The following is a 19,899-nucleotide window of genomic DNA, read 5'->3' on the forward strand; positions in this document are numbered from 1 at the left end:
AAGGCATGTCCCGAGGGACATGCCTTTTTATCCGTTCAATTATGCTCTATCTTTAGAAGAGTTTTGCTGTTTTAGTAAGTCGCGAATTTCGCCAAGAAGTTCTTCTTCTTTTGTTGGTTCTGGAAGTTCTTCCTCTTTTTCTTCTTCTCTTTTAGATGTTAGTTTGTTGAAAACTTTAACAAACATAAAGATAGCAGCTGCAATAATTAAGAAATCAAAAATAGTTTGGATGAAGTTACCATACATAATAGATGATTTACCGAATGTAATTTTTAAATCTGTAAAGTCAACGCCACCTAATACCATACCAAGTAATGGTGTGATGATATCTTTTACTAAAGAACTAACGATTTTACCGAATGCAGCACCGATTACAACCCCGACAGCTAAATCGATTACATTACCTTTGAATGCGAATTTTTTAAACTCGTTCCACATGTGTTAATCCCATCCTTTCCACGATTCAATATGAAATTTATAATTCCTATCAACATATTCTATAGAAATTTACGAGAGAAATAAAGAGGAAATGGGAATGAAAGTAAATTCTGAAAAATGTATCCGTTTTACATTTTGTTTACATCATCTAGTAAAGATTGTAGCATTTGCTGCGTTTTTAATCCTTCTAATCCATCTACAACAGGCTTTGTATCGCCTTGTACACACTCAATAAAATGATGAACAGCATCTTCAAAACCACGTTGTTTTAACGTCGTATCCCATGATGGGGAACCACTTTGTGAAACTGAGTTTTCCTGTTCAATTTCAAATGTATTCATATTTTTTACGCGAATGATTTTCCCTGGCGTTACAAGTTCAATTTGTTCTAAATTTGTACCGGCATGGCGATGCATTGCAGTAGAAAGTAACAGTCCACTTGGAGTTGTATATGTATGATGTCCGTAAAGAAGTTCATTCTTTTCATTGATTTGCATCATATTGTGAACGACGTTAAGGTCATTATTAGCTAACCAGCGAGCTGTATCTACAATGTGTAAATAATCATCTAACATAGTGAAATCGTACGTATATGGCCCGACTTTATTTGTGCGATGCTTTTCAATTCGAATCCATGAAATATCATTAGCCTGTTCTTTGGCAGCGACATACATAGGAACGAATCTGCGATTAAATCCGACCATTAATTTTCGGTTGTATTTCTCGCTCAACTCGACTAGTTGCTCAGCTTGTTCCACTGTAGCTGCTAGCGGCTTATCAACATAAACGTCGATCCCTTTTTTCAGAAGTTCAGAAACGATTTCATAATGTGATGCAGTTGAACTATGCACGAAGATTGCATCGCATTCCGAAGCTAACATTTCAATAGAATGAAAGTCTTGAATCCGGTATTGCTGGCAAACTTGTTTTCTTTTCTCCTCGTTAGGTGTAAACGCCCCTACAAAGTTCCAATCTGTTTCTTTTGTAAGTGTTGGAAGATAGGCCTTTTGCGCAATACTTCCAAGTCCAATCATCCCAATTTTAGGTTTGTTCATTTTTAATCCCACCCTATTAATATTAATGTAACGGCTTAAATGTAGCATAGGGTGGGGGAGGAAGGCAAAAATTAGCTTTTTACTTACGGCCTTCTAACAAAATCTTCTCTATCTCTTCAAAGTGATAAGTGCGAGCATGCTCTAACGGGGTAACACCATCATGGTCTGGAATATTTACATCTGCACCGTGCTCAATAAGAAGGCGAATGACTTGTTGCTGTGTTTCGTTTCCGTTATTTAGTACGATGGCTTCCATTAAAGCTGTCCATCCGAGGTTATTTACATGATTTACATCAATATTTGTTCGAGTGAGGAGTTCTTTTATAACTTCAATATAGCCATGTTCTGAGGCTGGGATAAGAGCTGTTCCACCGTAACGATTTGTAATCGTAGGATCTGCACCAGCATCAATTGTTAATTTTAAAATGTCTAAGTAACCTTCCGCACCGGCGTATAGAAAGGGATTGTTTTTCATGTCATCTTGGATATTTACATCAGCACCAGATTCGATAAGCGCTTTTGCGGTTTTTACATCATTTTTGTATGTAGCAATCATAAGCGGAGTGCGTCCTTGATTATCCGTCGCATTTATATTTGCGCCTTGTTTTAGTAAAGATATAACAGTATTCGTTTCATTTTTTTCAGTAGCTGCTAGTAGTGCAGTCTCCATGTTTGTCATCTCCTTTTTTACTTCTTGTTCTTGCGAGCATCCTTGTAAAAAAATTACGCAACATATCATACTGAATGTTTTTTTGAACATGGAATTTCAACCTCCTAATTTCAACTGTAAAATAGGAACATTAAATTTTTATAAACTGACGCTAAAATTACTATAAAATCGCTTGAGTATTTGAACATATATTTTTATGCTTATGAATATGAAGGATGGGTAAAGTGAGGATGTAAATGATGTCTATTAAAACAAGGTTTTTATTTTCTTATATTGCTGTAATTCTCGTTTCTATTACGCTCATATTAGTCGCGGGATTTTTAATTGTTTTTTCGATAACAGGTGACTTGGAAGCAGTGAAAAATTTCTATAAAAGTTCTTACATTCAAAAGCCGCTTACGCCAGAAGAAGAGAATGCCTATCTTGAATTAAAATTAGCGGCAAAGCAACATCAATCTCAATTATTAGATGAATCGTTCGTTTCATCAATTGAAAAAGAAGGCGTGAAAATAATTGTAAGAAAGGGAGAAAACATTTCTTATGCTACAAAGGGTTTTGAAAGTTCGACTTTAACAGAAGCCCTTCCGAAATTTGAAGAAGCAAATATTAATAGTCGTGGTACAACGGAACTAGGTGATACATTTTATCGATATGTAAAATTTGATTTTTATTTTGCAGAGAAAGAAGAAGGGAGTATATTTGTACTAAAAAAGCAAAGTTCATTTGTAGACCTTACACAAAAATTATTTCCAATCTTATTCGTATCGCTTTTACTATTAGCTATTTTACTTATTGGGTTATTAAGTTATCTCGTTTCAAGAAGTGTAATAAAACCAATTTTTGTATTGAAAGGCGCAACAGAGAAAATTAAAGAAGGAAATTTAGATTTTCAAATGCCAGTTACATCGCACGATGAAATAGGTCAATTAAATCAAGGATTTGAGGAAATGAGGAAGAAGTTAAAAGAATCGATTGAAGTACAAACGCAGTATGAAGAAAATCGAAAAGAACTTATTTCAAACATATCGCATGATTTAAAAACACCGATTACATCTATTATCGGATATGTAGAGGGAATAAAGGACGGGGTAGCAAATACGCCAGAAAAAATGGATAAGTATTTAACGACAATTCACACGAAGGCAAAACATATGGACACACTCATTGATGAACTCTTTTTGTTTTCGAAGCTCGATTTGAATCGAGTTCCATTCCAATTTGAGACAGTTGAATTAAATACGTTTATGCAAGAATTAATAGAAGAGATGCAGATGGATTTAAGTGAAGAAGGTATAGAAGTTAACTTACAATTATATTCATCGCCATTATATGTAACGGCTGATTGCGAAAAGATAAATAGAGTTATATCAAATTTAATTCATAATAGTGTGAAGTACATGGATAAAGAAGAGAAGAAAATTACTGTAACAGTATCGAGTGATAACAATAAAGTTATTGTGAAAGTGATGGACAATGGATCAGGTATAGAATCTGATACGCTACCGTATATCTTTGAACGTTTTTATCGTGCGGAACAATCGCGAAATTCTAGCACAGGTGGAAGTGGACTTGGTTTAGCGATAGCGAAGCAAATTGTTGAAGAACATGGCGGGGAAATTTGGGCGGAAAGCGAGCTTGGTAAAGGCACAAGCATTTTCTTCTCATTGGAAAAAGTAGAGGAATGTGGTGAGTAAATTGAAAAGAATTTTACTAATAGAAGATGAAGTAAGTATTGCAGAATTACAGCGAGATTATTTAGAAATTAATGATTTCCAAGTTGATGTAGAGCATTCAGGAGAAATAGGTTTACAAACAGCCTTGCAAGAAGACTATGATTTAATTATTTTAGATATTATGCTTCCGAAAATGAACGGATTCGAAATTTGTAAACAAATACGTGCTGTAAAAGATATTCCGATTCTACTTGTTTCAGCAAAAAAAGAAGATATAGATAAAATTCGCGGACTCGGATTAGGAGCGGATGATTATATAACGAAACCGTTTAGCCCAAGTGAATTAGTCGCAAGAGTAAAAGCACATATTGCCCGTTATGAAAGATTATTAGGAAATGTAAGTAAGCAACGTGATACGTTATATATTCACGGAATTTCTATCGATCAACGAGCGAGAAAAGTTTTTATAAACAATGAAGAAGTGGCGTTTACAACGAAGGAATTTGATTTATTAACATTCTTTGTCACACATCCAAACCAAGTATTAAATAAAGAACAGTTATTTGAACGCATTTGGGGATTAGATTCCGCTGGTGATTTAGCCACGGTTGTCGTCCACATTAGAAAGCTACGTGAAAAAATTGAAAGAGACCCTGCCCACCCGCAATATATTGAAACCGTGTGGGGAGCTGGTTATCGCTTTAACGTGTAATGTACCTGCCGAGTAATTGGCAGGTTTTTTATATATTATCCAAATGAAAGGAAAAAATAGGTAATTCGTGTTAGGATATAAAGAGATACACATAGGAGAGCATGAGAGGGCGTGCTACATATTGGGGGATACATTAAAAGATAATAAATCAAACAAGACTTTAAGAATCGGGATTAATATTATACTTGTTTTATTATTAATAGGTGCAATACAAATGTTTTATGATGAAGATTCTACGAATGATCATTTCGGTTGGTTATTTATGATGGTCTTTTTTGCAATTAAAATAATTTCTAGTTTTATGATAAGTTTAAAAGAAGGAGATAAAAAGTCAGTATTTATTGATTTAGGTTTAGTGATTTTCTCTGTTCTTTTTTTGGTTGTTACTAGTGTGAAATATTTCTTTTGAAAAAGCTCATAGCCTTATAGAGGCTGTGAGCTTTTTGTTGGAAAATTAGCTTGCGACCTTAACATACTATTTTAGAGTTCCTTGTTGCAATGATTTATAAAATGTTTGAGTAGTAGAAGTAAACTGAGTAGCCTCTTCTAAAAAAGGATAATGGTTGCTGTTTTCAAATGGAATGAAGATAGAATTACGTATCCCATCATGCATCTTGATAGAATACTGAATTGGGCACTGTACATCATATCTTCCGCATATAATAAGTGTCTTTGTTTGGATGGAAGGTAAATACTCTCTTAAATCAAATGAAGGATATTCATTGACGAAAGCATTCATCCGGCTAACGGACATTGTTTTTTTAATTGGTTTACAAAAATAAGAGTTGTAGTTTTCTGGTTTATACAATGATAATTTTGTTCTCTTAGTAGATAGTTTTTTCCGTCCTTCACTTGTAAGGTGAGGGCTTTTTAAGTTTTCGATGAGCTCTTGCATATAATGAAATTGTGAATGTTCGGGATGATAAATGCAAAATGGTGTTTCGGTATAGTTACTTGCTGCAGCTCCTGCTACGACTAATGATTGTAAGGAATTTGTATATGTAATCGCATATAAAAGTCCAAGCATACCACCTGTTGAATGACCAGCGAAATGCCATGTTGGAAGTTGTAATGCTTCTCGTATTGCTTCTAAGTCGTGGATTGTTTCAATCATGCTTAATTCGTTTTCTGAATGGGCGGTTACAGAGCGACCAGTATCTCGTAAATTAATGAGAAATACACGATGCGTAGCAGTAAAAACATCCGCAAAGTAATCACCAGTTTCATTAAATTGTGAATAGTGATGTGTAATACAAAGTGATTCGCCATCTCCTTTTGTAAAGAGTTCAAATGTACCACGTTTCGTGTGGATCATTTGTCGTTTCCACATAATATCACTACCTTTTCTCATAAAAGTTGGGCCAGGCTGTTATGAAATGAAAATATATCAGCGATTATTAAAATATATTGACTTACCGACAGAAACCGACAATAAATAAAAGGAGGCTATTCAAAAACGAGCCTCCTTTTCGTTAGTATAAAGATTTTGTCATATTATTCCGAATAATTTCAAGGGATTTCGCTACAGTTAATGCGTTTTTTTCTTCAATTTCTGGTTTACGGGGGATAGGTTTATACATGTTGTCTGGATCTTCCCATGTGAGGGGAAGTTCTGTTTCTGCTTGTCCTTTCCAAGCTTCAATCCATTCTGGAGGGAGATAACCTGAGATGTTTTGGATGTTGTTCATTTCGAGCCAAATGAGCGCCCAAGCTCTTGGAACGACGCGCCAATGGTCATAGCCGCCACCACCGACAGCGATCCAGCGACCGTCGCAATATTCATTAGCAATTTCACGAGCGAGTTTCGGTATTTCGCGGTAAATATTCATGGTCGCACAAAGGTGTGTAAGTGGGTCATAATAATGTGCGTCAGCACCATTTTGCGTTAAAATAATATCCGGTTTAAAGTACGCTGCAACTTCTTTTACAACAGTTCGATATGATTCTAAGAACGATTCATCTTCTGTAAAAGCATCGAGTGGAACGTTAAAAGAATAACTATAACCATTACCTTGTCCACGTTCGTTTACAGCGCCAGTTCCAGGGAATAAATAGCGACCAGTTTCATGTAATGAAATGGTGCATACGTTAGGGTCATCATAAAATGACCACTGTACACCATCACCGTGATGAGCGTCTGTATCAATATATAGGACGCGTAAACCGTATTTCTTTTGAATATATTTCATTGCGATAGAACTGTCGTTATAAATACAAAAGCCAGATGCTTTGCCGCGAAAGCCGTGATGTAGGCCGCCACCTAAATTGAGAGCGTGTTTTACTTTCCCAGAAAGAACAGCATCGACAGCTGTTAATGTACCGCCAACGAGCAATGCGCTTGCTTCGTGCATATTTGGGAACATCGGTGTATCTTCTGTTCCGAGTCCGTAGGTCATTGCAATTGATTTTTCTAACTTTCCTTCTCCAGCACGTTTTACCGCATTTATGTACTCCTCTGTATGAACGTAGGCAATCTCTTCATCTGTAGCCATCCGTGGTGAGATGATTTGGGAAGAAGAGATGAAACCGCCCTTTTGTAATAAATCATACGTAAGTGTGACGCGCAGTTGGTTAAAAGGATGATCAGGGCTAAATGAATAGCCCCGAAAGTCATCCGAATAAATAAACGCGCTACTCATGCTTGCATCCCCATGATGTTTGGCCATAATACGCGGTAGCCTTCTGCTTCAAGTGCATCAATCACTTTTAGAGGATTCATCGTTTGAATGCGGAAAACAAGTACTTTATCATTCTCATCTTTTGCTGGATAGACGAGAACGCTCACGATATTTATTTGTAAATCACTAAAAATAGCAACGACTTTTCCAAGAATACCAGGTTCGTTTTTTACTTGAATTTCAATTTGTGAACTCGGTTGATGTGCCCCTGTTAATTTCACTAACGTGTGCAGTACTGTAGATTCTGAGATGATACCAACTAACTTACCAGCCTTTGTAACAGGAAGGCAGCCAATTTTATTTTCAAAAAATAAAGTAGCAATTTCCTCAACGAAATCGAGAGGGTGGCAAGTCATTACAGGATGTTTCATAATAAGTTCAAGCGGTTGCTGTAGCATATCGAGTGAAACTTGTTCATCTAGAATAGACGGACTTGCATCTCTTACATCCCGATCAGAAATAATGCCTACGACGTGATTATTTTGATCGACAATTGGAATGTGCCGAATGCCTTTCGTGCGAATCGTTCGGATTGCTGTTTCGATTGTATCGTTTGGATGTAGTGTAACTACATTTTGATTCATAATTTCTTCTACAATCATTCCAGTTGCCCCCTTTATTAATACATAAAACGATTGTGAAAACGTAGACGATCAAAAGCTTGAATAGAATCCGTATCAACGCGTTTACCGATGCGGACCATTAAACAGTTGGCGGGATGTGAACAAATTTCAGGATCGTCTGTAGCCATCCATTGTAACCCGCCGGCATTCATCATCTTTTCCATTACTTTTCGGTATTCCCACACATTCAATCCTGTTTGTTTCAAATCCCAGTGCCAATAATATTCAGTCGTCAATATAATGTAATCTTCCATATAATCGTCCATCATAGAAACCTCTAGTAAGTTCTTTCCGACAGAACTCCCGCGGAAGGCTGGGACTACTTCAATTGCCCCGAGCTCAATTAAGTTTTCCATTTTTCCTTCTGACCATCGTTCAAGTGGATCAGGATATAAATATGTAACATATCCAACAATCATTTGGTCATGTCTAGCAATAATGAGTCGAGCTTCTGGTAATTTAGAAATTTCGACAATTGCTTTATATTGCTGTTCAGCAGGACGAAACGCAACTAAATCTGGATGAAATTCATACATTTCGAGATTATGTGTAGAGACAGGGCCTTCAATAATTAAAGTGCCTTTCGCTGTTTTTAAGTTTCTAGCATTGTATATTTTTTTATGAATCAATGTATTGCTCACCACCTTGAGGGTTTGTGAATCTATTAATATCGTACTTTATAATATATGCGATGTGAATCGAATTTTGTCATTAAAAATTTGTCTAAAAATCAACAAATATACTGAAAATTTTAAATAATATCATTATAATAGATAATAGAATACATAGGAGGGGGATGTAAAGTATGAAAGTAGAAACGCTTCCTGTCATTAAAGGAGAAAATAATTTGCCGAATTATGATGAGGCATACGCGAATTTTAACTGGGAAGAGGTTAATAAAAACTTTACTTGGAATGAAACAGGCCGAGTAAATATGGCGTATGAGGCAATTGATAAGCATGCGAAATCCAATCGAAAGAATAAAGTAGCCCTTTATTATCAAGATGGATCGCGAAAAGAGAAATATACATTTAAGGAAATGAAGGATTTTTCTAATAAAGCAGGAAACGTCCTGAAAAATTATGGCGATGTAGAAAAAGGCGATCGCGTTTTTATTTTTATGCCACGTTCTCCAGAGTTATATTTCGCACTTTTAGGTGCAGTGAAATTAGGAGCAATTGTTGGACCGCTATTTGAAGCATTTATGGAAGGCGCAGTTCGCGATCGTTTAGAAGATAGCGAAGCAAAGGTGTTAATTACAACGCCTGAATTGTTAGAGCGCGTACCATTAAATGATTTACCTGCTTTAAAAACAGTTTTCCTTGTTGGGGATAATGTAGAAGAAGGCGGTAAAACGGTAGCGTTCAATCCTTTATTTGAACAAGCTTCAAAAGAATTACATATCGAATGGTTAGGCCGTGAAGACGGTTTAATTCTTCACTATACGTCTGGTTCTACTGGTAAGCCAAAAGGTGTGCTTCATGCGCAAAACGCAATGGTTCAGCACTATCAAACGGCGAAATGGGTATTAGATTTAAAAGAAGATGACGTGTATTGGTGCACAGCTGACCCAGGCTGGGTAACGGGAACTGCTTACGGCATTTTCGCACCGTGGTTAGTCGGAGCATCAAATGTTATTTTAGGTGGACGCTTTAGTCCAGAAGCTTGGTATGAAGCACTGCAAGATTACGGTGTGACGGTTTGGTACAGCGCACCAACAGCGTTCCGTATGTTAATGGGAGCTGGACAAGACGCAATTAAAAAATATGACTTATCACAAGTTCGTCACGTATTAAGCGTTGGTGAACCGTTAAATCCAGAAGTAATTCGCTGGGGTATGAATGCATTTGGACTTCGTATTCATGATACGTGGTGGATGACAGAAACAGGTGGACAAGTTATTTGTAACTACCCTTGTATGGAAATCCGTCCAGGTTCAATGGGTAAACCAATTCCAGGTGTAAAAGCAGCGATTGTTGATAATGAAGGAAATGAAGTGCCTCCATACACAATGGGTAACTTAGCGATTGCGAAAGGTTGGCCATCTATGATGCGTGCAATCTGGAATAACCAGCAAAAGTATGAATCTTATTTCATGCCGGGAGATTGGTACGTATCAGGTGACTCTGCATATATGGATGAAGATGGATACTTCTGGTTCCAAGGACGTATTGATGATGTAATTATGACGTCAGGTGAGCGCGTTGGTCCGTTTGAAGTAGAAAGTAAATTAATCGAGCATGCTGCTGTTGCAGAAGCAGGTGTAATTGGTATTCCTGATCCAGTGCGCGGCGAAATTATTAAAGCATTTATCGCACTTCGAGCAGGATACGAACCATCTGATGAATTAAAAGAAGAAATTCGTCAATTTGTAAAGAAAGGTCTAGCAGCTCATGCGGCGCCACGACAAATTGAATTTAGAGATAAATTACCGAAAACGAGAAGTGGTAAAATTATGCGCCGCGTATTAAAAGCGTGGGAATTAAACTTACCAACAGGTGACTTATCAACGATGGAAGATTAAGAGAGAAAGGTCTGAACGAAAAATGTTCAGACCTTTTTTATGTTATTATTAACTTATATATATAAGTTAAAGGGGGGAGTATGATGAAAACAGAAAAAGAAAAGATGATACTAGGAGAAATGTACATACCGGCTGATCCAGTTTTAGTACAAGAAAGAGAGCAAGCACGTATATTAACGAGAAAATTAAATGATACGCCAGAAGAGCAATTAAAAGAGCGTAGCGAAATCGTAAAAGAATTATTTGGAACGACTGGAGATAACATTCATCTTGAATCTTCTTTTAGATGTGATTACGGCTATAACATTCATGTCGGTGAAAATTTTTACGCGAACTTTGACTGTACGATTTTAGACGTATGCCCGGTAACAATCGGAGTGAACTGTATGTTAGCTCCAGGTGTTCACATTTATACAGCAACGCACCCGCTTGATCCAGTAGAGCGTATAAGCGGATCAGAATACGGAAAACCAGTTACAATTGGCGATAACGTATGGATTGGCGGAAAAGCAATTATTAATCCAGGTGTAACAATTGGAGACAATGCGGTGATCGCATCTGGTGCTGTCGTAACGAAAGATGTGCCTAATAATGTAGTAGTTGGCGGGAATCCCGCAAAGATTATAAAAAAATTAAAATAATATTTGAACGAAGTGTCTTCCTCGTCTGTATACATTTATGAAAGAATAGATGAGGGAGGCTTTTATATGTCTAATAAATTACTTCTTGCGACGTTGTAAAGGATTGACAAGAAGAGAAACCGGACCTCTATTTGACACGCCTATATAAATGATGGTATAAAGAAAAGTATATGAATAATTGAGCGTGGAAAGGGAGAAGTAGTGATCATTTCCCTGTTTTAGAGAGCTGATGGTCGGTGGAAATCAGCACATAGATGATCGCGAATTACGCCCCTAGAGCATCTTTTTTCGATTGAATTGTATTCAAAAGGGAAAAGACGGTGCTAAGCCGTTATGTAAATAAGGTGGTAGGCTTTTTGGCCTGCAACTAGGGTGGTAACGCGATAATCAAAATCGTCCCTTATTTGAAGGGGCGATTTTTTTATGTTTTCAACCTTCACGCCAGTAATGAACTTAAAGGAGAGTATGTAGGATATGGGTATTTTACAAGATCTTGAATTTCGCGGTCTAATTAATCAGCAAACAGATGCTGAGGGCCTTGAGCAATTATTAGAAAAAGAAAGCGTTAAATTATACTGTGGTTTCGATCCGACAGCAGATAGCTTACACATCGGTCATATGTTACCAGTATTAATGTTACGTCGTTTCCAATTAGCTGGTCACCAACCAATCGCACTTGTTGGTGGTGGTACTGGTATGATTGGTGACCCAAGTGGTAAAAAAGCAGAGCGTACATTAAATACGAAAGATACAGTTGCTTACTACACAGAAAGCATTAAAAACCAACTTTCAAACTTCTTAGAGTTCGAAAACGTGGACAACCCAGCAACAATGGCTAACAACTATGACTGGCTTGGTAACTTAGATGTAATTTCATTCTTACGCGATATCGGTAAAAACTTCGGTTTAAACTATATGTTAGCAAAAGATACAGTAGCATCTCGTTTAGAAACTGGTATTTCATTCACTGAGTTCAGTTACATGATTTTACAATCATACGACTTCTTAAACTTATACCAACACCATAATTGCCGTCTGCAAATCGGTGGTAGTGACCAATGGGGTAACATTACAGCTGGTCTTGAATTAATCCGTAAATCAGAGGAAGATGCGAAAGCATTCGGTTTAACAATTCCACTTGTTACTAAATCTGACGGTACGAAGTTTGGTAAAACAGAAGGTGGCGCAATTTGGTTAGACCCAGAGAAAACAACTCCTTACGAGTTCTACCAATTCTGGATTAACACAGATGACCGCGATGTTGTTAAATACTTAAAATACTTCACATTCTTATCTCATGAAGAAATTCTTGAGCTTGAAAAGCAAGTAGCTGAAGCGCCAGAAAAACGTGCAGCACAAAAAGCATTAGGTTCTGAAATGACAAAACTTGTTCACGGCGAAGAAGCATTAGAGCAAGCAATCAAAATTTCAGCTGCACTATTCAGCGGTTCTGTAGCAGAACTAACTGCAAGCGAAATTGAACAAGGATTCAAAGACGTACCATCTGTAGAACGTACTGCAGAAGATACAGTATTAATCGACTTACTTGTAGAAAGCAAAATCTCTCCATCAAAACGTCAAGCACGTGAAGATGTAACGAACGGCGCAATCTACGTAAACGGTGAGCGTACACAAGCGTTAGACTACGTTGTAACAGAAAACGACCGCATCGAAGGTAAATTTACAATCATTCGCCGCGGTAAGAAGAAATATTTCTTAATTCGTTACTAATAAATAAAAAGCTTTGGGGAAATTCCTCAAAGCTTTTTTGTTTTAATCTCCTTTTCGAGTTCATACGGAAATCACATGTAAGCGGTATGATAAATGTATAACAACTAGAAAGGAGTGGTAAAACAAAATGTCACTAGAAGCGCTCATTATTTTTTCTTTGCTAAATGCGGGTCAGCTTGCAGAGAATTCGAAGGTTGATATACATAAAGAGCAGAAAGATGCTTATGTATATGTTCAAAAAGAGGAAAATAAATAACTTTATTTTATATATAAACTTCAAAAGCCAATCCATTGGATTGGCTTTTTGTCAGGTTGTTGGAAAAAGAGCGTACATTTTTCTCTTTTAAACATTAGCTAAAATTTGATCATAGCACGAAGTAATAAGTGCTTCCAGATCTTTTAAGTCATTAACGTTATCAATAAAAATTCTACTCACTCCCTGTGATTTTGGGGCTTGTTCAACCACAAAATTAGGGCATAGCTGTTTAGTAGCTTCTAAATCGAGTCTTACAACTAAGGATTTTGCATCGCCATCAAGGAAGAGACGTATAAACCATTTTGTGATTACACGATTCATGATACAAAAATAACTAATGGTATCTTTATATTTGAGGTTACTGATATCTCTTTGATGCTCAGTTAAAATCTCTTTAACAATGTTAAATGCGGTTAGTTCATTTTCTGTAGTGAAAACTCTATCTGTTTTGTCTTCTTTGTTAATGTCTTCAATTATTTCAGTAGAAGCAGCTGCAACTAGGCTTGTTTCTATTTTCTCCGATGTTTTTGTTTCTTTTGGTGTTAAACCATCACTGATTATTTCTAATAGTGTTCGATTAATTGCTTTTTTAACGATTGGTCGGAATCGCTCTAAAACGTTATTTGTAATTCTAGTTGAGCTAAAGTCTCTAATTAGAAAACGAAGGAAGTCATCTGAAGGATTTTTAAATAGTTCTTTAATTGTAGAGTTTAAATTGGTCATATAAATAAGCTCTTCAGCATATTTTACGATTTCTTCAGCTTCAAAATTTTCTTTTGTAAAAGTTTCAATCGTTTCAATATCTAAATTGGTTAAATTATCCATGCTGAATGTGAAGAAAGGTTTTTCATCCATCACATTGTCATTTGTTAAATCAGTATAAAACTTGTATTCTAGACCATTAGTTAGTACCCCTACTTTGACATCAGGTAAGGCATTGAAATATCTAGATAGTTGCGCATCGTGTTTAAGGAGATTTTCTGTTACAGATTTTGCCTCGATTAAAATAATTGGAACCCCATTTTTAAAAACCGCATAATCGACTTTTTCTCCCTTCTTAGTTCCGAAGTCTGCAACATACTCAGGTCTAACTTCTAAAGGATTAAAAACGTCATAACCTAGTTTTTGAAGAAAAGGAATAATTAATGATTGCTTGGTCATTTCTTCATTAGTTATGTACTCTGTTCGTTCTAAAATTTGGTTAGCTATTTTGTTTATGTCATTTCTGAATTCCATATCAATGTCTCCTCGTTATAAAGTTTAAAAATCTTTAATATTATTGTTATTCCGTGAAAATTCATAATATAACAGAGTTCTTTATGGAAACAGGGAGGTTATTCTTTTTGTTTTAGATGGGAGTATAGGGTATTGGGATTTTTATGTTATGTAGGATATAAAAATAATGGGGGAATTGAAAAAAGCCAATCCACAGGATTGGCTTTTTGTCATTAACGAGAGTAGAACTCTACGATTAATGCTTCGTTGATTTCAGCTGGTAACTCAGCACGCTCAGCGTGACGAGTGTAAGTAGCTTCTAATTTGTCAGCATCGAAAGTTAAGTATTCTGGTACGAAGTTGTTAACTTCGATCGCTTCTTTAACAACAACAAGGCTGTTAGATTTTTCGCGAACGCTGATAGTTTGACCAGGTTTTACACGGTAAGATGGGATATCTACGCGAGCGCCATCAACCATGATGTGACCGTGGTTTACTAATTGGCGAGCTGCACGACGAGTGCGAGCTAAGCCCATACGGTAAACTAAGTTGTCAAGACGAGCTTCAAGAAGGATCATGAAGTTTTCGCCGTGCTTACCAGGCATTTTACCTGCTTGGTCAAATGTGCGACGGAATTGACGCTCAGTCATGCCGTACATGTGACGAAGTTTTTGTTTCTCTTGTAATTGTAAACCGTATTCTGAAAGTTTCTTACGTTGGTTAGGACCGTGAGGACCTGGTGCGTAAGGGCGTTTTTCTAATTCTTTTCCTGTGCCGCTTAGAGAGATTCCAAGACGACGAGACAGTTTCCAAGCTGGACCTGTATAACGAGCCATAGTTGACTCCTCCTTTAAAAATGTTTTTATTTACGTAAAATAAAAACAGACGTAATCGATATTTACGGGCATTTTGTTTTCATGTACCTTCGCTCCAGCAGCAGGGAGTTACGAGATACACCTCCGTAGAGGAACAAAATACAAACGATAAACTCACATTACAAGGCTGCCTTTTTATTTTACACAAACGCTATTATATCTTTTACCCAGAGTTTCGTCAAGCGAGTACGTTTTTGTTTTATGCATATAAATTTTGGAAATTAATATAAGAAGGAATTTAAAACAATATAAAAGAAGAGATAGAAACACAAATAAAACGCTTACATAAAATGTAGTAAAAACGTTCATCAGTTTTTTACTGGTGAATATGCGGTAATAAAAACATAAAGGGGATGTTTTTATGAAAAAGAAGCATATGGAGACAGCGTTAATTCATCACGGTTATACACCTGAGGAACATAAAGGAAGTTTAACACCACCTTTATTTCAAACCTCTACGTTTACATTTGAGACTGCGCAGCAAGGAGAGGCGAGTTTTGCGGGAGTGGATCCATCTTATATTTACTCAAGGCTTGGAAATCCGACTGTGAAATTATTTGAAGAACGTATGGCGGTGTTAGAAGGAGGAGAAGAAGCACTTGCCTTCGGATCTGGTATGGCAGCTATTTCAGCAACTTTAATCGGTTTTTTAAAGGCTGGGGATCATATTATTTGTTCAAATGGATTATATGGGTGTACGTACGGTTTTTTAGAAGTGTTAGAAGAAAAATTTATGATTACGCATTCGTTTTGTGAGATGGAGACAGAGGTTGATATTGAAAATAAAATTCGTCCAAATACAAAGCTTATTTTCGTTGAAACACCGATTAATCCAACAATGAAATTAATCGATTTAAAACAAGTTATTCAGGTTGCGAAGCAAAATGGTTTACTTGTCATTGTTGATAATACGTTTTGTTCACCTTATTTACAAAGACCGCTTGAGCTTGGCTGTGATGCTGTTGTGCATAGTGCGACAAAATATATTGGTGGCCATGGTGACGTTGTAGCGGGTGTAACAATTTGTAAAACGAAAGCGTTAGCTGAAAAGATTCGCCCGATGCGAAAAGATATCGGCGGCATTATGGCGCCGTTTGATGCGTGGTTATTATTACGCGGGTTAAAGACGTTAGCGGTAAGAATGGATCGTCATTGTGATAATGCAGAAAAAATTGTATCGTTCTTAAGAAAACATGATGCGGTAGAAGGTGTTTGGTATCCAGAAGGGGAATTAGCATCTCGTCAAATGAAGCGCGGGGGCGGTGTTATTTCTTTTTCAGTAAAAGGCGGAAAAGAAGAGACGCAAGCATTTATTAATGACCTCCACTTTATTACAATTGCGGTGAGTTTAGGAGATACAGAAACGTTAATTCAGCATCCAGCAACGATGACGCACGCTGCGATTCCAGCTGAACTAAGAAAAGAAATGGGCATTTTCGATAATTTAATACGCTTATCGGTTGGTTTAGAATCTTGGGAGGATATCGTTTCTGATTTAGAGCAAGCATTAAAGAAAATATCTACTGTTAATCAATAAAAAAAGAGTGAGCTATCGGTTTTGTACAGGACGTACTAAATCGATAACTCGCTCTTTTCTTTTTACATATGTTTTAGGAGTGTTTCCACAAACTTTTCTAAATAGCGCTGATCTACTTCATCAAAACGATTCTTTTCAGGACTATCAATGTCAAGTACACCAATGACAGCTCCTTCTTTCACAATCGGTACAACGATTTCTGAATTAGAAGCACTATCGCAAGCGATGTGACCTGGGAATTGGTGAACGTCCGCTACAAGCTGCGTTGTTTTCGTTTCAGCTGCTACGCCGCAAACGCCTCGTCCAAATGGAATGCGTACGCAAGCAGGCATTCCTTGGAACGGTCCAAGGACAAGCTGATTTCCTTCTGTTACGTAAAAGCCAACCCAATTAACGCGATCTAAAAATTGGTTTAATAATGCGGACGCATTTGATAAGTTTGCGACTACGTTTGATTCGCCAGTTAATAACGCATCCAGTTGTTTAATTACTGTCTCATATTGCTGCACGCGAGATCCTGCATAACTTTCTTTAGTAAACATGGAAACAGCTCCTTTTTTATCGAGATGTGTAAAATATTAGCAAAATACGATGTATTTCACATGACTTTGTCGATAGAAAATTAAAGGAATTTGTCTTAAAAGTCAAGAAATTTAAACTATAGCTGTTCATTGAGAGGAAGTGAGCGCATGAAGCAGACGAAACAAAAAGTAATTGATGCGGCAATATCGTTGTTTAATACGAAAGGTTATGATGGAACGTCGGTGCGAGACATTGCAAAGCGAGCGGATGTGAATGTAGCGAATATTTCATATTATTTTGCTGGGAAGCAAGGTTTATTAGAACAGCTTATTACTGATTTTTTAGAAGGGTATATTCATGTGATTGAAATTTCGTTTGAACAGAGAGAGTATTTGTCGGCTAAAGATGTGATGGTGCAAATGGTGCGTGGGATGTTACGATATCAATTTGAAAATAGAGAACTAACACGTTTCTTCTACCGAGAGCTTTCGCTTGATACGACATTAATTCGTGAAGTGATGACCGTTTATTTTTCTAAAGAAAGATATTATATAGAGCAAATTATTAGACAAGGACAAATGAAACAAGAATTTCAGAAAGTATCATTTACAATGTTTATGACGCAATTAAAAGGCATGATAAATATGCCGTTTTTATATCCACAATATATATCAGAAGTACTGCATTCTTTCCCGTCTGAGACATTTTTCATAGAAATGTACACGAAAGAGATTGAGCAATGGATGGAACAAGCATTATGTAAAGCGAATATGTACCATGAATGGCCAAGAGCTGTTCATATGTGAAGAATCCCCACCTAACGAACTGAGGTGGGGATTCTTATGTTTACTTTTCTTTGCCATAAATTGTTACATAATAGCGCGATAATTGTTAATGCAGCTCCAGCAATTTCGATTTTATCGACTGGATAACCTCGAAACATAGAACCAATCAGTGCAAGGATAGGAACTAAATTCATAAATAATATGCCGTTAATAGATGAAATATAGCGATTTCCCATATTCCAGCAAAATACAGCGATAACTCCTGCGATAATCGACATATAAAAGAGCTCAAAACGAACACTCACAACTGTACGCAGTGACGGCATAGTAACTATATTTGTATACGTTAAGAAAGTAACAATAACTATGAGTGAAATGGAGCCAAATAAACAAGTTAATGTCGTATATCGAAGTGGTGACCAAGATTGAAAACGAGCACCCCCGTTTGTATAAATGACCCAGCAAGTAACGCCGCATAGCATCAATATATTTGTCGATAAGTGGCTTGCAGCTCCAAATAATAAGTGAATATTTCCTTTTGAAATGACAAGCATAACACCGAGTAATGCAACGAACATACAAAGGAATGTGTAGTTTTGTGGGCGCTTGTTTTTTGTTATCCATTGTAATGATAAGGCAATTAGTGGCATGAGAGACTGAATCATCGCTGCATGGATTGCTCCAGAAGGCCCGGCAAGTTGTTGTCCGTAGAAAACGAGAAAACCATATCCTGCGAAACCGACTGTCCCGTAAAAGAACAGAGAAAGTGTTCTTTTTTCTAAGCGGAGTGAAGTCTTCCCTTCAGTAATTAATAGCAAAATAAGAAAAATAATAGCTGCTGATCCATAGCGAATCGTTGTGAAGAAGAACGGATCGATAAATTGCAGGGCATTTGCCATTACAGGAAACATAAATCCCCAGGCAGTTACGGCGAGTAAGCATAGAAAGGATCCGAGTAGCATTTGTTTTTTGTTCAAGAGTATCTTTCCCCTTTACATTTCGTTATAGTAAGTTGATGAAATAAGTATAAAGAGTAATTGTTTATAGGAGGAAATATCGATTTCTTATAACGGTTATAACTTTTTGTTAGAGGTGTGTACGATGGATTTGGAGGCAGTACGATCGTTTATCGAAGTGAAGCATACGCGAAGTTTATCAAAGGCAAGTAAGATTTTACATATATCTCAACCAGCGCTTAGTAAGCAAATTCAAAAGTTAGAAGCGGATTTAGAGGTTACTTTACTTAAGCGTTCTGCGCAAGGAGTGGAGTTAACGGAGGCAGGAGAGTTATTTATAAAAAGAATGCTACCGATTTTGGAACAAATAAATGAAGTGAAAACAGAAATGAGGGGGTATCAAGAGAACCGAAAGTTTTCAATTGGTATACTACCGAGTTTAGCAGAGCATTACATATTAGAGTGTAAAGATGTATTAGGTGATGAGTTCGAAGTAGAGTGGCAAATCGGACATACGGAAGTATTAAGAGATTTATTTAAAGCGCGGGAGATCGACGCGATGTTCATCGATTCAGTAGTAGAAGGTGCTACGTATATAAAAGAAGTGCAACAAGAGAAAATTGTTTGTGTCATTTCAAATAATCATCCGTATAAAGAGAAGAAAGTCATTCAAATAGAAGAGCTGCAAAATGAAAAATTAATTGTATATCCAAAAATATGCGATGTAAGGAAAATGATTATGAACATGTTTCATGAGATAGGTGTAAAACCAACTATAGCTGTGGAAACATCTTACGCAGAACCGATGCTTGCAATGGTAAAAGCTGGCCTTGGCATCACTTTACTTCCAGAAAGGGCAGTAGAGCAGTCTGTAAGGCAGGGAAATGTACATGGAATTTCTGTTGAACCACCACTCATGCGGAAAATTTATTTCGTATCTCATACGAAAGATTGTTTGTTATTACAATCATTTGAGGATAGGTAGTGAGGTAGGCGGAATATTGAGAA

Annotated in this window: 21 protein-coding genes and 1 other annotated feature; of the genes, 10 read left to right on the top strand and 11 right to left on the bottom strand. The window is 36.8% G+C overall.

All coding sequences use genetic code 11. From position 1 onward, the window contains the following. Nucleotides 1-39 precede the first annotated feature (39 nt). From mscL to AC1Q8M_RS15790, 3 genes are all read right to left on the bottom strand, one after another. Nucleotides 40-438, bottom strand: coding sequence for a large-conductance mechanosensitive channel protein MscL (gene mscL, locus AC1Q8M_RS15780; RefSeq protein WP_000267003.1), 399 nt, complete (start codon nucleotides 436-438; stop codon nucleotides 40-42). 128 nt (nucleotides 439-566) lie between these two features. Further along, nucleotides 567-1,493, bottom strand: a complete 927-nt coding sequence (locus tag AC1Q8M_RS15785; RefSeq protein ID WP_001039712.1) for a Gfo/Idh/MocA family protein — start codon at nucleotides 1,491-1,493, stop codon at nucleotides 567-569. A 79-nt stretch (nucleotides 1,494-1,572) separates the two neighbouring features. Further along, the gene (locus AC1Q8M_RS15790; RefSeq protein WP_098361443.1) at nucleotides 1,573-2,253 is read right to left on the bottom strand and encodes an ankyrin repeat domain-containing protein; all 681 of its coding nucleotides are present in this window, start codon (nucleotides 2,251-2,253) and stop codon (nucleotides 1,573-1,575) included. Between the two features lie 149 nt (nucleotides 2,254-2,402). Between AC1Q8M_RS15790 and AC1Q8M_RS15795 the strand changes: the two genes are divergently transcribed. The 3 genes from AC1Q8M_RS15795 to AC1Q8M_RS15805 all read left to right on the top strand — a co-directional run bounded on the left by AC1Q8M_RS15795 (nucleotide 2,403) and on the right by AC1Q8M_RS15805 (nucleotide 4,957). Continuing rightward, nucleotides 2,403-3,857, top strand: coding sequence for a HAMP domain-containing sensor histidine kinase (locus tag AC1Q8M_RS15795; protein WP_098855687.1), 1,455 nt, complete (start codon nucleotides 2,403-2,405; stop codon nucleotides 3,855-3,857). A gap of 1 nt (nucleotide 3,858) precedes the next feature. Next, a complete protein-coding gene (locus AC1Q8M_RS15800; RefSeq protein ID WP_001986686.1) occupies nucleotides 3,859-4,548 on the top strand; it encodes a response regulator transcription factor in 690 nt (229 codons plus the stop codon). 121 nt (nucleotides 4,549-4,669) lie between these two features. Then, entirely contained in the window at nucleotides 4,670-4,957 is a 288-nt protein-coding gene (locus AC1Q8M_RS15805; RefSeq protein WP_098855686.1) for a hypothetical protein, read from the top strand. Between the two features lie 66 nt (nucleotides 4,958-5,023). Here AC1Q8M_RS15805 and AC1Q8M_RS15810 read toward each other — a convergent pair whose 3' ends face one another. The 4 genes from AC1Q8M_RS15810 to acuA form a co-directional block, all read right to left on the bottom strand. Then, nucleotides 5,024-5,899, bottom strand: coding sequence for an alpha/beta fold hydrolase (locus tag AC1Q8M_RS15810; protein ID WP_140158987.1), 876 nt, complete (start codon nucleotides 5,897-5,899; stop codon nucleotides 5,024-5,026). A 121-nt stretch (nucleotides 5,900-6,020) separates the two neighbouring features. Then, nucleotides 6,021-7,187 (bottom strand): acetoin utilization protein AcuC, encoded by a 1,167-nt coding sequence (gene acuC / locus AC1Q8M_RS15815; RefSeq protein WP_082187973.1) that lies wholly within the window; start codon nucleotides 7,185-7,187, stop codon nucleotides 6,021-6,023. Beyond that, nucleotides 7,184-7,828, bottom strand: coding sequence for an acetoin utilization AcuB family protein (locus AC1Q8M_RS15820; protein ID WP_000634583.1), 645 nt, complete (start codon nucleotides 7,826-7,828; stop codon nucleotides 7,184-7,186). Before AC1Q8M_RS15820 ends, acuC begins: the two co-directional genes overlap by 4 nt. A gap of 17 nt (nucleotides 7,829-7,845) precedes the next feature. Then, nucleotides 7,846-8,478, bottom strand: coding sequence for an acetoin utilization protein acetyltransferase AcuA (acuA, locus tag AC1Q8M_RS15825; RefSeq protein ID WP_000581393.1), 633 nt, complete (start codon nucleotides 8,476-8,478; stop codon nucleotides 7,846-7,848). Nucleotides 8,479-8,654: 176 nt separating this feature from the next. On the opposite strand from acuA, the gene acsA reads away from it, so the two are divergent. The 4 genes from acsA (at nucleotide 8,655) to AC1Q8M_RS15845 (ending at nucleotide 13,001) form a co-directional block, all read left to right on the top strand. Then, nucleotides 8,655-10,373, top strand: coding sequence for an acetate--CoA ligase (acsA, locus tag AC1Q8M_RS15830; protein WP_016512241.1), 1,719 nt, complete (start codon nucleotides 8,655-8,657; stop codon nucleotides 10,371-10,373). 80 nt (nucleotides 10,374-10,453) lie between these two features. Continuing rightward, on the top strand, nucleotides 10,454-11,014 hold the full coding sequence (locus AC1Q8M_RS15835; protein ID WP_098361445.1) for a maltose acetyltransferase domain-containing protein: 561 nt from the start codon (nucleotides 10,454-10,456) through the stop codon (nucleotides 11,012-11,014). Nucleotides 11,015-11,190: 176 nt separating this feature from the next. Then, nucleotides 11,191-11,418 (top strand) — a binding site (T-box leader). 70 nt (nucleotides 11,419-11,488) lie between these two features. After that, nucleotides 11,489-12,745 (top strand): tyrosine--tRNA ligase, encoded by a 1,257-nt coding sequence (gene tyrS / locus AC1Q8M_RS15840; RefSeq protein WP_000512081.1) that lies wholly within the window; start codon nucleotides 11,489-11,491, stop codon nucleotides 12,743-12,745. Nucleotides 12,746-12,872: 127 nt separating this feature from the next. Next, a complete protein-coding gene (locus tag AC1Q8M_RS15845) occupies nucleotides 12,873-13,001 on the top strand; it encodes a hypothetical protein (RefSeq protein ID WP_000050940.1) in 129 nt (42 codons plus the stop codon). An 87-nt stretch (nucleotides 13,002-13,088) separates the two neighbouring features. On the opposite strand, the gene AC1Q8M_RS15850 is transcribed toward AC1Q8M_RS15845, so the two are convergent. After that, nucleotides 13,089-14,237: a type I restriction endonuclease gene (locus AC1Q8M_RS15850; RefSeq protein ID WP_098684202.1), complete on the bottom strand. Its 1,149-nt coding sequence runs from the start codon at nucleotides 14,235-14,237 to the stop codon at nucleotides 13,089-13,091. A gap of 212 nt (nucleotides 14,238-14,449) precedes the next feature. Beyond that, nucleotides 14,450-15,052, bottom strand: a complete 603-nt coding sequence (gene rpsD, locus AC1Q8M_RS15855; protein ID WP_000135315.1) for a 30S ribosomal protein S4 — start codon at nucleotides 15,050-15,052, stop codon at nucleotides 14,450-14,452. Nucleotides 15,053-15,452: 400 nt separating this feature from the next. Between rpsD and megL the strand changes: the two genes are divergently transcribed. After that, a complete protein-coding gene (gene megL / locus AC1Q8M_RS15860; protein ID WP_000726576.1) occupies nucleotides 15,453-16,628 on the top strand; it encodes a methionine gamma-lyase in 1,176 nt (391 codons plus the stop codon). A 62-nt stretch (nucleotides 16,629-16,690) separates the two neighbouring features. Here the strand turns inward: megL and AC1Q8M_RS15865 are convergent, their stop codons facing one another. Continuing rightward, nucleotides 16,691-17,170 carry a GAF domain-containing protein gene (locus tag AC1Q8M_RS15865; RefSeq protein ID WP_000494340.1) on the bottom strand — a complete coding sequence of 160 codons (480 nt, stop codon included), beginning with the start codon at nucleotides 17,168-17,170 and terminating at the stop codon, nucleotides 16,691-16,693. Between the two features lie 147 nt (nucleotides 17,171-17,317). Between AC1Q8M_RS15865 and refZ the strand changes: the two genes are divergently transcribed. Further along, nucleotides 17,318-17,956 carry a forespore capture DNA-binding protein RefZ gene (gene refZ / locus AC1Q8M_RS15870; RefSeq protein WP_000814914.1) on the top strand — a complete coding sequence of 213 codons (639 nt, stop codon included), beginning with the start codon at nucleotides 17,318-17,320 and terminating at the stop codon, nucleotides 17,954-17,956. An 11-nt stretch (nucleotides 17,957-17,967) separates the two neighbouring features. On the opposite strand, the gene AC1Q8M_RS15875 is transcribed toward refZ, so the two are convergent. Then, a complete protein-coding gene (locus tag AC1Q8M_RS15875) occupies nucleotides 17,968-18,912 on the bottom strand; it encodes a DMT family transporter (RefSeq protein WP_001036051.1) in 945 nt (314 codons plus the stop codon). Between the two features lie 124 nt (nucleotides 18,913-19,036). On the opposite strand from AC1Q8M_RS15875, the gene AC1Q8M_RS15880 reads away from it, so the two are divergent. Further along, nucleotides 19,037-19,876, top strand: a complete 840-nt coding sequence (locus tag AC1Q8M_RS15880) for a LysR family transcriptional regulator (protein ID WP_097913328.1) — start codon at nucleotides 19,037-19,039, stop codon at nucleotides 19,874-19,876. Nucleotides 19,877-19,899: the final 23 nt, after the last annotated feature.

The sequence above is a fragment of the Bacillus sp. GW823-FHT06A10 genome, from assembly GCF_058795375.1.